12 protein-coding genes are annotated in these 15,198 nt (G+C 61.4%); 9 read left to right on the top strand and 3 right to left on the bottom strand.

Annotated features, from left to right (window positions below; all coding sequences use genetic code 11):
* Positions 1 to 96: 96 nt before the first annotated feature.
* From MHH62_RS26610 to rpmE, 3 genes are all read right to left on the bottom strand, one after another.
* Positions 97 to 1,365: a malic enzyme-like NAD(P)-binding protein gene (locus MHH62_RS26610; RefSeq protein ID WP_014716577.1), complete on the bottom strand. Its 1,269-nt coding sequence runs from the start codon at positions 1,363 to 1,365 to the stop codon at positions 97 to 99.
* 182 nt (positions 1,366 to 1,547) lie between these two features.
* Positions 1,548 to 2,354 carry a thermonuclease family protein gene (locus tag MHH62_RS26605; RefSeq protein ID WP_014716576.1) on the bottom strand — a complete coding sequence of 269 codons (807 nt, stop codon included), beginning with the start codon at positions 2,352 to 2,354 and terminating at the stop codon, positions 1,548 to 1,550.
* A gap of 14 nt (positions 2,355 to 2,368) precedes the next feature.
* Positions 2,369 to 2,599: a 50S ribosomal protein L31 gene (rpmE, locus tag MHH62_RS26600; RefSeq protein ID WP_014716575.1), complete on the bottom strand. Its 231-nt coding sequence runs from the start codon at positions 2,597 to 2,599 to the stop codon at positions 2,369 to 2,371.
* Positions 2,600 to 2,936: 337 nt separating this feature from the next.
* Here rpmE and MHH62_RS26595 point away from each other — a divergent pair, with 337 nt between their 5' ends.
* The 9 genes from MHH62_RS26595 to phaC (MHH62_RS26555) all read left to right on the top strand — a co-directional run bounded on the left by MHH62_RS26595 (position 2,937) and on the right by phaC (MHH62_RS26555) (position 15,177).
* Positions 2,937 to 5,156 carry a primosomal protein N' gene (locus MHH62_RS26595; RefSeq protein ID WP_038448547.1) on the top strand — a complete coding sequence of 740 codons (2,220 nt, stop codon included), beginning with the start codon at positions 2,937 to 2,939 and terminating at the stop codon, positions 5,154 to 5,156.
* Between the two features lie 204 nt (positions 5,157 to 5,360).
* The gene (gene argS, locus MHH62_RS26590) at positions 5,361 to 7,097 is read left to right on the top strand and encodes an arginine--tRNA ligase (protein ID WP_019817938.1); all 1,737 of its coding nucleotides are present in this window, start codon (positions 5,361 to 5,363) and stop codon (positions 7,095 to 7,097) included.
* Position 7,098: 1 nt separating this feature from the next.
* Positions 7,099 to 7,800, top strand: coding sequence for an SPOR domain-containing protein (locus MHH62_RS26585; RefSeq protein WP_003187899.1), 702 nt, complete (start codon positions 7,099 to 7,101; stop codon positions 7,798 to 7,800).
* 220 nt (positions 7,801 to 8,020) lie between these two features.
* Positions 8,021 to 8,551, top strand: coding sequence for an ATP-dependent protease subunit HslV (hslV, locus tag MHH62_RS26580; RefSeq protein ID WP_003171209.1), 531 nt, complete (start codon positions 8,021 to 8,023; stop codon positions 8,549 to 8,551).
* Positions 8,552 to 8,588: 37 nt separating this feature from the next.
* Complete coding sequence (gene hslU / locus MHH62_RS26575) at positions 8,589 to 9,926, top strand: ATP-dependent protease ATPase subunit HslU (RefSeq protein WP_003171208.1); 1,338 nt, start codon at positions 8,589 to 8,591, stop codon at positions 9,924 to 9,926.
* 160 nt (positions 9,927 to 10,086) lie between these two features.
* Positions 10,087 to 10,464, top strand: a complete 378-nt coding sequence (locus MHH62_RS26570; protein WP_339232154.1) for a DUF971 domain-containing protein — start codon at positions 10,087 to 10,089, stop codon at positions 10,462 to 10,464.
* A 249-nt stretch (positions 10,465 to 10,713) separates the two neighbouring features.
* Entirely contained in the window at positions 10,714 to 12,393 is a 1,680-nt protein-coding gene (phaC, locus tag MHH62_RS26565; RefSeq protein WP_014716570.1) for a class II poly(R)-hydroxyalkanoic acid synthase, read from the top strand.
* A gap of 165 nt (positions 12,394 to 12,558) precedes the next feature.
* Positions 12,559 to 13,404 (top strand): poly(3-hydroxyalkanoate) depolymerase, encoded by an 846-nt coding sequence (phaZ, locus tag MHH62_RS26560; protein WP_019820034.1) that lies wholly within the window; start codon positions 12,559 to 12,561, stop codon positions 13,402 to 13,404.
* A 90-nt stretch (positions 13,405 to 13,494) separates the two neighbouring features.
* Positions 13,495 to 15,177 (top strand): class II poly(R)-hydroxyalkanoic acid synthase, encoded by a 1,683-nt coding sequence (phaC, locus tag MHH62_RS26555; protein ID WP_019820033.1) that lies wholly within the window; start codon positions 13,495 to 13,497, stop codon positions 15,175 to 15,177.
* Positions 15,178 to 15,198: the final 21 nt, after the last annotated feature.

The following is a 15,198-nucleotide window of genomic DNA, read 5'->3' as shown; positions in this document are numbered from 1 at the left end:
GGGAATGATCAGCCAAAGCCTCTCGTGAATCGCTACCCACAAAAAAGCCCCGACTGATCACTCAGCCGGGGCTTTTTGTTGGTGCGCTATAACGGCTTAGCCGTTGAACACATCATCCACGCTCTGCAGCGGGTAGTTCTTTGGATACGGCAGGGTAGCCACACCAGTCTCGATCGCGGCCTTGGCCACGGCATCGGAGATCAGGGTGATCAGGCGCTTATCCATTGGTTTTGGAATGATGTACTCACGACCGAATTCCAGCTTGGCGCCACCGTAGGCGTCGCACACGTCCTGAGGTACCGGCAGCTTGGCCAGTTCACGCAGGGCGTTGGCAGCGGCCACTTTCATTTCTTCGTTGATACGCTTGGCGCGAACGTCCAGGGCACCACGGAAGATGAACGGGAAGCCCAATACGTTGTTGACCTGGTTCGGGTAGTCCGAACGGCCGGTGGCCATGATCACGTCGCTGCGAGTGGCGTGGGCCAGCTCAGGAGAAATTTCCGGATCCGGGTTGGAGCAGGCGAACACGATAGGGTTCGGCGCCATGGATTTCAGGCCTTCAGCGCTCAGCAAGTTCGGGCCGGACAGGCCAACGAACACGTCGGCACCGTCGAGGGCGTCAGCCAGGGTGCGCTTGGAGGACGGATGGGCAAACATCGCCTTGTACTGGTTCAGGTCGGTACGCTCGGACTGGATCACGCCCTTGCTGTCGACCATATAGATGTTTTCCAGCTTGGCGCCCATGCTGATGATCAGCTTCATGCAGGAAATGGCCGCGGCACCGGCGCCCAGGCAGACGATTTTCGCCTCGCCCAGGGTTTTGCCAGCGATTTCCAGGGCGTTGATCATGCCGGCTGCGGTAACGATCGCGGTGCCGTGCTGGTCATCGTGGAATACCGGAATGTCGCACTGCTCGATCAGGGCCTTTTCGATCTCGAAGCACTCAGGTGCCTTGATGTCTTCCAGGTTGATGCCACCGAACGTGATGGAAATGCGCTTGACGGTGTCGATGAACGCCTGCGGGCTTTCGGAATCGACTTCGATGTCGAAAACGTCGATGCCGGCAAAGCGCTTGAACAGCACGCCCTTGCCTTCCATGACTGGCTTGGAAGCCAATGGGCCGAGGTTACCCAGGCCCAGAATCGCGGTGCCATCGGAAATCACTGCAACCAGGTTGCCTTTGCCGGTGTACTTGTACGCCAGCTCTGGGTCACGGGCGATTTCACGTACGGGTTCGGCAACACCAGGGCTGTAGGCCAGCGACAGGTCGCGGGCAGTGGCAGTGGCTTTGGTGAGCTCTACACTCAGCTTTCCTGGACGAGGATTGGCATGGTATTCGAGAGCGGCAGTTTTCAAATCAGACATATCGGCATTCCGCTTTTACTGTTGGTCGACGGACCGCCGAGGATACGCGTGTCGTAAAGTCCCTACAAGACTGGGCAGTCACAGGTGTCAAGGGCCCTGGGCTACGACTTTTGGCCAAGAGCCACGGGATACAAGGGCTCAACTGTTCACAATCGAAATAAAAAATGTCTACAATTTTTTATTCAAAGCGTCGATTTCAGCATGCGAGAGTCGGTTATTGGCAACAGCCAGCGTGCTTGGCCTTTTTTCAGGCCGCCACGGCGGGAACGATCCTGCACCCAGCCACGCGCCTCAAGGGTGCGGCCTTGCAGACCATTGAGCATGGCCGTATCGAACTGGCTGATCAGCTCGGGCGCAATGCGTAATACCAGTGAACCCTGCAGTTCAATCCAGATTCCGCCGCGATTGCGCTCGATCTTGCTGACCCGACCAGCCACCAGGGCAAACCCGGAGCGCTTGAGATTGGCCACGTTTTGCACCGGCGATTGGCGCCACAGGCCGAGCCGTGACTGGCGGGCGCTGTTTTCGGCCGCCTGCTGGCAGGCCACCAGGTCCACGTTCGGCGCCACGCCCACCTGGTACCCCAGGCCCTCGGCCAGCAGTTGCGCCTCCAGGTTCTCGCCATTGGCGCCGTAGAGGTAAGCCAGGGTGCGCCCGTAATGATCTTTGCCTTCGCGCCCCGGCACCAGGCCGACACGCCCATCACTGGCCTTGACCAACGCCTGCAGGCGCTGGCGTGCGGCGACGGCAAATGGCTCGTCTGGACGGCCCTTCTTGCCGGTTTCCGGCGCATTGAGGCCGATCATACGTACGCTGCGACCATCCTTGAGGCGTACTGTGTCGCCATCCACCACACGCTGCACCTCAACGCGGGCGATAGCTGCCGGGGCGGGGCAGAATGCATCGGCCTCAGCGGTCACCAGCCAAATTCCAGGCACAAAAAAGGCGCCCACAAGGGACGCCTTTTTCAACAGCGGGTAAAAGCCCATAAGGCTCTTGAACCTTACTCTGCTGGAGTAGCAGGCTTCTTGCCGAAAGCACCAAAGCGATCTGCGAAGCGCTGTACGCGGCCGCCGGTGTCCAGAGTTTTCTGCTTACCGGTGTAGAACGGGTGGCACTCGTTGCATACGTCAGTACCCAGTGGCTTGCACAGGTTCGAACGAGTTTCGAACTTGTTGCCGCAGCTGCAGGTGACTTGGATGGTTTCGTACGCTGGATGGATATCGGCTTTCATGGCACTTCCTCAGGCTAGCGTGCCGCCACTCGACACTATTGTCGAATACCGCACGTAATTAGGCCGCGGATTCTACCAGACCTTTTTAATCGCGCAAGCGGCGGTAATGGCCGAAAGCTCCCTTTCATCAGATATTCCTGACACACCGCCGTCAATGTGGGAGCCGGGCTTGCCCGCGAAGGCGGTGTGTCAGTCACTGCATCTGTTACTGCACTAGCGCTTTCGCAGGCAAGCCAGCTCCCACAAGATCCGGTTCCAGTACTGGAGACGTGACAACCCCGGTCTGCTAGGCTCCCGCCCCTGCGCCACCGCTGCCTTAATAGATGAGACTCCTCGCGTGCCCGACGCCATTTTGCGCCTAGCCCTGCCCTCGCCCCTGCGCCGCCTGTTCGATTACCGGGCCCCGCCCGGCGTGTCGCGTGCGCAGTTGCAGCCAGGCATGCGCGTGCGCGTGCCGTTCGGGCGCAGGGAAATGATCGGCATTCTGGTGGAAGTTACCGACCACAGCGAAGTGCCTGCCGAAAAGCTCAAGCCGGCTATTGCCCTGCTCGACGCCACACCGCCGCTGCCGCCCGCGCTGTTCAAGCTGTGCCTGTGGACCGCGCAGTATTACCAACACAGCCTGGGCGATACCTTGAGCTGGGCGCTGCCGGTGCTGCTGCGCCAGGGCGAACTGGCCGAAGCGCGTCAGGAGCGTTTCTGGTCGATGGCGCCCGGCGCACGCCTCGAAGACCCGCGCATCGCCCGCGCCCCGCGCCAGCGTGAGGCCCTGGCCACCTTGGCGCAGCATCCACACGGCGTGGCCCATCAGCTATTAAGCAAGCTGATGCTGAGCAAAGACAGCCTCGACCTGCTGCTGGCCAAGGGCCTGGTGCAGGTGGAAATCCGCAAGCACGCCCCGGACCCGCGCCACGAACACTGGCTGGCCCAGCCGGAGTTGCCGCTGAACCCCGAGCAACGCGCCGCGTATGAGGCGATTCGCGCCGGTTTCGACAGTTTCCACGCGTTCCTGCTAGCCGGCGTCACCGGCAGCGGCAAGACCGAAGTCTATTTGCAACTGATCCGCGAAACCCTGCAGGCGGGCAAGCAGGCACTGGTGCTGATCCCCGAGATCAATCTGGGCCCGCAGACCGTGGCGCGTTTCGAGCAACGCTTCAATGCCCGGATCGCCCTGGTGCACTCAGCGGTCAATGACCGTGAACGCCTGGAGTCGTGGCTGGCGGCGCGGGACGGCGAGGCCGACATTATTATCGGCACGCGCTCAGCACTGTTCACGCCGATGAAAAACCCCGGGCTGATCATCGTCGACGAGGAGCACGATGGCTCCTATAAACAGCAGGAAGGTTTGCGCTACCACGCCCGCGACCTCGCGCTGGTGCGCGCCCGCCAGGAAGACATCCCGATTGTGCTGGGCTCGGCCACGCCGTCCCTGGAAAGTCTGCACAACGCCTACACCGGCCGTTACGGGCTGCTGCGCCTGAACGAGCGCGCCGGCGGCGCCAAACAACCGCGTTTCCTGCGCCTGGACGTGAAAAGCCGCCCGCTGGACAGCGGGATTTCCGGCCCGATGCAACAGGCCATTGGCCAGACCCTGGCCGCCGGCCAGCAAGTATTGGTATTTCTCAACCGCCGCGGCTTTGCCCCGACGCTGCTGTGCCATGACTGCGGCTGGATGTCCGGCTGCGAGCGCTGCGATGCGCGCATGACCGTGCACCAGCGCCACGGCGAGTTACGCTGCCATCACTGCGGCCATGTGGAACGGGTACCGCGCCATTGCCCGCAGTGCGGCAAGGTGGACCTGCGGCCCGTGGGCGCCGGCACCGAGCGCGCCGAAGAACGCCTGGGCATTCTGTTCCCGGATTACCCGGTGCTGCGGGTCGACCGCGACAGCACGTCGCGCAAAGACGCTATGAACCAACTGTTCACCACCATCCACAAGGGCCAACCGTGCATTCTGGTGGGCACGCAGATGCTTGCCAAAGGGCATCACTTCCCACGGGTGACCCTGGTGTCGATCCTGGATGCCGATGGCGGGCTGTTCTCCGGGGATTTTCGCGCCAGCGAACGCATGGCGCAGTTGATCGTGCAGGTGGCAGGGCGCGCCGGGCGGGCCGAAGAGCCAGGCAGGGTGATTATCCAGACGCACCTGGCCGACCACCCGCTGCTGATTCAACTGACGGAACAAGGCTACTTTGCCTTCGCCGAGCAGGCCTTGAGCGAACGCCGCGCCGCCGGCCTGCCGCCCTTTGCGCACCTGGCGCTGCTGCGTGCCGAAGCCCACAAACCCGGGCAGGCCGAAGGCTTTCTTGATGAGGCCTGCAGCGCCGCCGAACGTTTATTGGGCGAACTGGCCCTCAGTGGCATCGAACTACTCGGCCCGGTGCCAGCGCCCATGGAGCGGCGCGCCGGGCGTTATCGCGCTCAGCTACTCTTGCAGGCAACCTCCCGCGCGCCGCTGCATCGGCTATTAAGTCGCTGGATGCTTGAGCTGGAGCAACTGCCCAGCGGTCGGCAGGTGCGATGGTCGTTGGATGTAGACCCGGTAGATTTGTATTGAGGGTAATTACGTCATCGCAGGCAAGCCAGCTCGCACATTATGAAATGTGAATACCCTTAAATGTGGGAGCGGGCTTGCCCGCGAAGAGGCCCGCAGGTCCGCCATATAGTCTGAACGGTTGGCAAGCCCGCCCTCGCCACGGATAATGCCCAGTTTTTCCACCTGCGCATCGCGCGCCGCCGCTTGCGGTCGAAAGAGAACACCATGAAAGACACCATTCGCCAGCTGATCCAACAAGCCCTCACCCAACTCGTCAACGAAGGTGTGTTGCCTGAAGGCCTGTCGCCGGCGATCCAGGTGGAGAACACCCGCGACAAGACCCATGGCGACTTCGCCAGCAACATCGCGATGATGCTGTCCAAGCCGGCCGGCATGAAGCCGCGTGACCTGGCAGAAAAAATCATCGCAGCCCTGCCGGCTGACGCGAGTGTCACCAAGGCCGAAATCGCCGGCCCTGGCTTTATTAACTTCTTTCAGAACACCCAGGCCCTGGCGTCACGCCTGGATGCTGCCCTGGCCGATGCCCGCATCGGTGCACGCAAGGCCGGCGACAGCCAGCGCGTGGTCATCGACCTGTCGGCGCCGAACCTGGCCAAGGAAATGCACGTGGGCCACCTGCGCTCCACCATCATTGGCGACGGCGTGGCACGGGTGCTGGAATTCCTCGGCGACACCGTGATCCGCCAGAATCACGTGGGCGACTGGGGTACCCAGTTCGGCATGCTGATGGCCTACCTGCAGGAAAACCCGATCACCAGCAACGAGCTGGCCGACCTGGAAAACTTCTACCGCGCCGCCAAAAAGCGGTTTGACGAGTCTGAAGAGTTCGCCGACCGCGCACGGGGCCTGGTGGTCAAGCTGCAAGCCGGCGACGAAGAGTGCCTGGCGCTGTGGAACCGCTTCCGTGAAATTTCCCTGTCCCATTGCCAGGAAATCTACGAGCTGCTCAACGTGAAACTGACCATGGCCGACGTGATGGGCGAAAGCGCCTATAACGACGACCTGATCAACGTGGTCAACGACCTCAAGGCCAAAGGCCTGCTGGTCGAAAGCAACGGCGCCCAGTGCGTGTTCCTCGAAGAATTCAAGACCGCCGACGGCGAGCCGCTGCCGGTGATCATCGTCAAGGCCGATGGCGGCTACCTCTACGCCACCACTGACCTGGCCGCCGTGCGTTACCGCAGTGGCGTGCTCAAGGCTGACCGTGCGCTGTACTTCGTCGACCAGCGCCAGGCCCTGCACTTCCAGCAGGTGTTCGAAGTGGCCCGTCGCGCCGGTTTCGTCACCCACCCGATGCATATGGAGCACATGGGCTTTGGCACCATGAACGGCGCCGATGGCCGCCCCTTCAAGACCCGCGACGGCGGCACCGTGAAGCTGATCGACCTGCTGACCGAAGCCCAGGAACGTGCCTACAACCTGGTGAAGGAAAAGAACCCGGAGCTGGCCGAGGCCGACCTGCGTAATATTGCCCGCGTGGTGGGCATTGGCGCGGTGAAATACGCCGACCTGTCCAAGCACCGCACCAGCGACTACAGCTTCAACTTCGACCTGATGCTCAACTTCGAAGGCAACACCGCGCCGTACCTGCTGTACGCCTACACCCGCGTGGCCGGGGTATTTCGCAAGCTGGGCAAGGACTTCAGCGAAGTCGAGGGCCAGATCGCGCTGGACGCCGCCCACGAACAGGAACTGGCGGCCAAGCTCGCGCAATTTGGCGAAGTGCTCAACAGCGTTGGCGAAAAAGGCACGCCGCACATCCTGTGCACCTATTTGTACGAAGTGGCCGGCCTGTTCTCCAGCTTCTACGAGAACTGCCCGATCCTGACCGCCGACGACGAAGCCCAGAAACAAAGTCGCCTGCGCCTTGCCGCATTGGCTGGACGCACCCTCAAGCAAGGCCTGGAACTCTTGGGCCTGGAAACTCTGGAGCGTATGTAAGTTGGCTGCCAAGAAAAAACCTGCACCCAAGCGCGGCGCCAGCCGCTACCAGGCCCCGGCGAAGCAACCGATTCCGGGTTGGTTGTGGATGGCCATCGGCCTGACGGTCGGCGCATTTATCGTGTTTCTGATGAAGCTGGAGCCCGGCCAGGGCGATGACGTCAAGCGCGTCAAACAGGAGCAGCAAAAGGCCACGAAAATCGCCGAAGCCAACAAGACCGCGCCGAGCCCGACCGCACCGGTAAAGCCCAAGTACGACTTCTACACGCTGCTGCCGGAATCGGAAGTGATCGTGCCGCCTGACGCCGTGCCGGAAAAAACCCTGCCGACGCCACAAGTGCCAACCACGCCGGTAACCCCAGCAGAAGCGGCGAAAATCGACACGGCGCGCGCCCAGGCCGCGCTGGCCGGTATCACGCCGCCGCCAGCACCGCCAGTGGCTGCAACCAAGGCGGCGCCGGTGACCAAGTTCTTCCTGCAAGCGGGCTCGTTCCCGAAACAGGCGGATGCGGACCGTGTACGCGCACAGATCATTCTGTTGGGCCAATCGGTATCGGTTGAGTCCGGCACGGTGAAGGACGCGACCTGGTATCGCGTATTGGTGGGGCCGTTCAGCAACCGCGAACAGCTGACCGTGGCGCAAAAGCAATTGGCCGGCGCCGGGTTTAGCAACCTGTTGTTACAACAACGCCAGAGCCGCTGACGCATACCCACTGATCGTTCCCACGCTCCGCGTGGGAACGTGCCCCTTGACGCTTTGCGTCACAGAGCAGGCGCAGAGCGCCCAAGGCGGCATTACCACGCGGAGCGTGGGAACGATCACCACTCGTCCGCACTGCCTCCCTACGGTTGAAATCCCCCTCGCCACCCCCATATGAGTTTCCATCAGGGCATTTTCGCCCCGCTGCGTGGAGACTCTCCCCTTGACCACCATCGTTTCAGTACGTCGCCACGGCAAAGTTGTCATGGGCGGCGACGGCCAGGTTTCCCTGGGCAACACCGTGATGAAAGGCAACGCCAAGAAAGTGCGCCGCCTGTACCACGGCCAGGTGCTTGCCGGCTTCGCAGGCGCAACCGCCGATGCCTTTACCCTGTTCGAACGCTTCGAAGGCCAGCTTGAGAAACACCAGGGCCACCTGGTGCGCGCCGCTGTAGAGCTTGCCAAAGAATGGCGCACCGACCGCTCCCTCAGCCGCCTGGAGGCTATGCTGGCGGTTGCGAACAAAGACGCTTCCCTGATCATCACCGGCAACGGCGACGTGGTTGAACCCGAGCATGGCTTGATCGCCATGGGTTCAGGTGGCGGCTACGCCCAGGCTGCGGCCAGCGCGCTGCTGAAGAAAACCGACCTGTCGGCCCGTGAAATCGTCGAGACCGCCCTGGGTATCGCTGGCGATATCTGCGTGTTCACCAACCACAATCAGACCATTGAGGAGCAGGACCTCGCCGAATAAGCCCTGGGCTTATTCAGGCTTGAGGCCGCCAAACACTATGTCCATGACTCCCCGCGAAATCGTCCATGAACTCAACCGCCATATCATCGGCCAGGACGATGCCAAGCGCGCCGTTGCCATTGCGCTGCGTAACCGCTGGCGCCGGATGCAACTGCCAGAAGAACTGCGCGTTGAAGTAACGCCCAAGAACATCCTGATGATCGGCCCTACCGGCGTCGGCAAAACCGAGATCGCTCGGCGGCTGGCCAAACTGGCCAATGCACCGTTCATCAAGGTCGAAGCGACCAAATTCACCGAAGTTGGCTATGTGGGCCGCGATGTCGAGTCGATCATTCGTGATCTGGCTGACGCCGCCCTGAAGATGCTGCGCGAACAGGAAGTGACCAAGGTCAGCCATCGCGCCGAAGACGCCGCTGAAGAGCGCATCCTCGACGCCCTGCTGCCACCGGCACGCATGGGTTTCAACGAAGACGCCGCACCTTCGTCGGATTCCAACACCCGCCAGCTGTTCCGCAAGCGCCTGCGTGAAGGCCAGTTGGATGACAAGGAAATCGAGATCGAAGTGGCCGAAGTGTCCGGCGTGGATATCTCTGCCCCGCCTGGCATGGAAGAAATGACCAGCCAGTTGCAGAACCTGTTCGCCAACATGGGCAAGGGCAAGAAGAAAAGCCGCAAGCTCAAGGTGAAAGAAGCGCTCAAGCTGGTGCGCGACGAAGAAGCCGGGCGCCTGGTCAATGAGGAAGAACTCAAGGCCAAGGCCCTGGAAGCGGTCGAGCAACATGGCATTGTGTTTATCGATGAGATCGACAAGGTGGCCAAGCGTGGTAACTCCGGCGGCGTGGATGTGTCCCGCGAAGGCGTACAGCGCGATTTGCTGCCGCTGATCGAAGGCTGCACGGTCAACACCAAGCTGGGCATGGTCAAGACTGACCACATCCTGTTTATCGCCTCCGGTGCCTTCCACCTGAGCAAGCCGAGCGACCTGGTGCCCGAGCTGCAAGGCCGCCTGCCGATTCGGGTGGAGCTCAAGGCACTGACGCCGGGCGACTTCGAGCGCATCCTCAGCGAACCGCATGCCTCGCTCACCGAGCAGTACCGCGAGCTGCTGAAAACCGAAGGGCTGGGTATCGAATTCCAGGCAGACGGTATCAAGCGCCTGGCGGAGATCGCCTGGCAGGTCAATGAAAAGACCGAGAACATCGGTGCCCGTCGCCTGCATACCTTGCTTGAGCGCCTGCTTGAGGAAGTATCCTTCAGCGCCGGCGACATGGCCGGTGCGCAGAATGGCGAAGCGATCAAGATCGATGCCGATTATGTGAACAGCCACCTGGGCGAATTGGCGCAGAACGAAGATCTGTCTCGTTATATCCTGTAAGCCTCACTCAATGTGGGAGTGGCTTGTGTGGGCGCTGGCTTGCCTGCGATAGCATCACCTCAGTGTTCCTGAAACACCGAGGTGCCGGCATCGCGGGCAAGCCCGGCTCCCACATTGGTCCCTCCCACATTTTGGGCCGGTTCCTTCAGGGTTATCTCCAATGTCGAAATTTCCTACCGCAGTAAACCTGCGTAAAACTTCCAACACCCTCGGCCTTACCTACGGGCCCGACGAGGTTTACCAACTACCCGCCGAATTCCTGCGGGTGCACTCCCCTTCCGCCGAGGTCCAGGGCCACGGCAAACCCATCCTGCAATTCGGCAAGCTCAACGTCCGGTTGATCAAGCTGGAACCGGCCGGCCAGTACGCACTGAAATTGACCTTCGACGACGGTCATGACAGCGGACTGTTCACCTGGGACTACCTCTATCAGTTGGCCGTACGTCAGGACGCTTTGTGGGCCGACTACCTGGCCGAGCTCAAAGCCGCTGGTAAAACCCGCGATCCGAGTGAGTCGGTCGTGCGGCTGATGCTCTAGCTCAACGGTCTTGCTGTTTAGAGCGCATTTTCTAATTTCATCTGCTTGAATGCCCTGTCGCGTGGCCAACGATTGGCCCGCTTGCGAAAAAAAATAAACTCGGGTAACCAATGGAGCTGGCAAGTTCCCTGCATTTGACGATGCGGTATCAACGGTCACCCGAGTCGCAGTACCAGGCTGGTGTCGTGTATCGAAATTGGGTGCGCAGCAATCGCCGGTACTCGTCTTTCGGACAATGGAGCGTCGTAGATGAGTAACAAGAATAACGATGACTTGAAACGCCAGGCCTCGGAAAACACCCTGGGGTTGAACCCGATCATCGCGTTACGCAAAAAGGATTTATTGGCCTCGGCCAAGATGGTGCTGACCCAAGCCATCAAGCAACCGTTGCACAGCGTCAAGCACGTCGCCCACTTTGGCGTTGAATTGAAGAATGTGATGTTCGGCAAATCCGCACTGGTGCCCGAGGGCGACGACCGTCGTTTCAACGACCCAGCCTGGAGCCAGAACCCGCTCTACAAACGTTATTTGCAGACTTACCTGGCATGGCGCAAGGAACTTCACGACTGGATCGACGACAGCAACCTGTCGGCACAAGACATCAGCCGGGGCCACTTCGTGATCAACCTGATGACCGAAGCCATGGCCCCCACCAACAGCGCGGCCAACCCGGCGGCGGTCAAACGCTTCTTTGAAACCGGCGGTAAAAGCCTGCTCGACGGTTTGTCTCACCTGGCCAAGGACATGGTGCACAACGGCGGCATGCCCAGCCAGGTCAACATGGGCGCCTTTGAAGTCGGCAAGACCCTGGGCACCAGCGAAGGCGCGGTGGTGTTTCGCAACGACGTGCTGGAGCTGATCCAGTACAAGCCCATTACCGAGCAGGTGCATGAGCGCCCGCTGCTGGTGGTGCCGCCGCAGATCAACAAATTCTACGTCTTCGACCTGTGCCCGGATAAAAGCCTGGCGCGCTTCTGCCTGCGTAATGGCCAGCAGACCTTTATCGTCAGTTGGCGCAACCCCACCAAGGCCCAGCGCGAATGGGGGCTATCCACCTATATCGAGGCGCTGAAGGAAGCGGTCGATGTGGTCACGGCGATTACCGGCAGCAAAGACGTGAATATGCTCGGTGCCTGCTCAGGCGGCATCACCTGCACGGCGCTGCTGGGCCACTACGCGGCGCTGGGGCAGAAGAAGGTCAACGCCCTGACTCTGCTGGTGAGCGTGCTGGATACCACCCTGGACACCCAGGTGGCGCTGTTTGTCGACGAGCAGACTCTGGAAGCGGCCAAGCGCCACTCCTATCAGGCCGGCGTGCTGGAAGGTCGCGACATGGCCAAGGTCTTTGCCTGGATGCGCCCCAACGACTTGATCTGGAACTATTGGGTCAACAACTACCTGCTGGGCAACGAGCCGCCAGTGTTCGACATCCTGTTCTGGAACAACGACACCACACGCTTGCCGGCCGCGTTCCATGGCGACCTGATCGAACTGTTCAAAAACAACCCACTGGTACGGGCCAACGCCCTGGAAGTGTGCGGCACGCCCATCGACCTCAAGCAGGTCACTGCCGATATCTATTCCCTGGCCGGCACCAACGACCACATCACGCCGTGGCAGTCCTGCTACAAGTCAGCGCAGTTGTTCGGCGGCAAGGTCGAGTTTGTACTGTCCAGCAGCGGGCATATCCAGAGCATCCTCAACCCGCCGGGCAACCCCAAAGCGCGCTACCAGACCAGCGAGGGTCTGGCCGGCAGTGCGCTGGAGTGGCAAGAAGATGCGACCAAGCACACCGATTCGTGGTGGCTGCATTGGCAGGTGTGGCAGGCGGAGCGGGCGGGAAAATTGAAAAAAGCCCCGACGACATTAGGCAATAAAACCTATGCAGCCGCTGAAGCGGCGCCGGGTACCTATGTACATGAACGCTAGGCATTCTTGTGATTGAAATGAGATCAGATGTGGGAGCTGGCTTGCCTGCGATAGCAATGGGCCTGCTCACTAATCGCGGCCTGAAAGAATGCCATCGCAGGCAAGCCAGCTCCCACACTGACCGAGTTCCTACAGACCAATAGCACCACTTCACAGGGCTTGAGCATGGCGCAACCGTTCATCTTCCGTACCATCGACCTGGATGGCCAGACCATCCGCACGGCGGTACGCCCGGGCAAGCCGCACTTGACCCCGCTGCTGATCTTCAACGGCATCGGCGCCAACCTTGAGCTGGTGTTTCCGTTCGTCCAGGCCCTGGACCCGGACCTGGAAGTGATCGCCTTCGACGTGCCCGGCGTGGGCGGTTCCTCGACGCCGAACCGACCCTATCGCTTCCCCGGCCTGGCCAAGCTCACCGCACGTATGCTCGATTACCTCGACTACGGCCAAGTGAATGCCGTGGGCGTGTCCTGGGGCGGAGCGCTGGCCCAGCAATTTGCGTATGACTACCCCGAGCGCTGCAAGAAATTGATCCTGGCGGCCACCGCGGCCGGGGCCTTCATGGTGCCGGGCAAACCGAAGGTCTTGTGGCTGATGGCAAGCCCCAGGCGTTATATCCAGCCGTCCCACGTGGTGCGCATTGCACCGATGATTTATGGCGGCTCGTTCCGCCGAGATTCCAAACTGGCCGCCGAGCACGCCAGCAAAGTGCGCTCGGCCGGCAAGCTGGGTTACTACTGGCAACTGTTTGCCGGGCTGGGCTGGACCAGCATTCACTGGCTGCACAAGATCCGCCAGCCCACCCTGGTGCTGGCCGGGGACGATGACCCGCTGATCCCGCTGGTCAACATGCGCATGCTCGCCTGGCGCATCCCCAATGCGCAGTTGCACATCATCGACGACGGCCACCTGTTCCTGATCACCCGGGCCGAAGCCGTGGCGCCGATCATCATGAAGTTTCTGGAGGAGGAGCGCCTGCGCGCCGTGATACATCCGCGACCGGCGGTGTGAAGGACCACACCACCGCGCAACTTGCCAGGAACCGACTATGGTTCTGGATTGGCGTGCCTGCTTGATGACTTGACGAAGGAGTGTTGGCTCATGCGAGAAAGACCCGTGACGAACCCGGCGCCCACCCCCGCTGCGTTCATCAACGCGCAAAATGCGATCACCGGCCTGCGCGGCCGGGACTTGCTGTCGACCCTGCGTACCGTCGCCGCGCACGGCCTGCGCAACCCGGTGCACACCGCTCGCCACGCCCTAGCCCTGGGCGGCCAGCTGGGCCGTGTGCTGCTGGGTGAGACTGTGCACGAACCCAACCCCAGGGACCATCGCTTCAGCGACCCCACCTGGAAGCTCAACCCGCTGTACCGCCGCAGCTTGCAAGCCTATCTGAGCTGGCAAAAACAGACACGGCAGTGGATCGATGACAGCGCCCTCAGTGACGATGATCGCGCCCGCGCGCAGTTCGCCTTCGCCCTGCTCAACGATGCCGTGTCCCCTTCCAACACCCTGCTCAACCCGCTGGCGATCAAGGAGTTGCTCAACTCCGGCGGCAACAGCGTAGTGCGTGGCGTGAGTAATTTGTTCGAAGACCTGCTGCACAACAACGGTTTGCCGCGCCAGGTCAGCAAGCACGCCTTTGAAGTGGGCAAGACCGTGGCGACCACCCCCGGCTCGGTGGTGTTTCGCAATGAGCTGCTGGAGCTGATCCAATACAAGCCCATGAGCGAAAAACAGTACGCCAAGCCACTGCTGGTGGTGCCGCCGCAAATCAACAAGTACTACATTTTCGACCTGAGCCCGGCCAACAGCTTTGTGCAATACGCGCTCAAAAACGGCCTGCAGACCTTTATGGTCAGCTGGCGTAACCCGGACGTGCGGCATCGCGAATGGGGCCTGTCCACCTACGTGGCGGCGCTGGAAGAAGCGCTCAACGTGTGCCGGGCCATCACTGGCGCCCGCGAGGTCAACCTGATGGGCGCCTGCGCCGGGGGCCTGACCATCGCCGCGCTGCAAGGCCACCTGCAAGCCAAGCGCCAGTTGCGGCGCATCTCCAGCGCCAGTTACCTGGTAAGCCTGCTCGACAGCCAGATCGATAGCCCCGCAACCCTATTCGCCGATGAACAAACCCTGGAGGCCGCCAAGCGCCGCTCCTACCAGCAAGGCGTGCTGGATGGCCGCGACATGGCCAAGGTGTTTGCCTGGATGCGCCCCAACGACTTGATCTGGAACTACTGGATCAACAATTACCTGCTGGGCAAGGAACCGCCGGCGTTCGACATCCTGTACTGGAACAACGACAACACGCGCCTGCCCGCCGCCTTGCACGGCGACCTGCTGGACTTCTTCAAGCACAACCCCCTGAGCCACCCTGGCGGCCTGGAGGTATGCGGCACGCCCATCGACTTGCGCAAGGTCGCGGTGGACAGCTTCAGCGTGGCCGGCATCAACGATCACATCACGCCGTGGGACGCGGTGTACCGCTCCACGCAACTGCTGGGTGGCGAGCGGCGCTTCGTGCTGTCCAACAGCGGGCATATCCAGAGCATCCTCAACCCACCGGGTAACCCCAAGGCCAACTACGTCGAGAACCTCAAGCTGAGCAGCGACCCGCGCGCCTGGTATTACGACGCCCAGCACGTCGAAGGCAGTTGGTGGCCGCAGTGGCTGGAGTGGGTGCAAAAACGCTCCGGTGTACAACGCGAAACCCTCACCGCTCTGGGCAACCAGAATTACCCACCGATGGAAGCGGCGCCGGGCACTTACGTGCGCGTGCGATGAGCTCAAACATCACATTAAGAA

The organism is Pseudomonas sp. FSL L8-0168 (assembly GCF_037976155.1).
In the GTDB taxonomy this organism is placed as follows: domain Bacteria; phylum Pseudomonadota; class Gammaproteobacteria; order Pseudomonadales; family Pseudomonadaceae; genus Aquipseudomonas; species Aquipseudomonas paracarnis.
The sequence above is the reverse complement of the archived record's forward strand: the minus strand, read 5'-3'. Positions and strand labels throughout refer to the sequence as shown.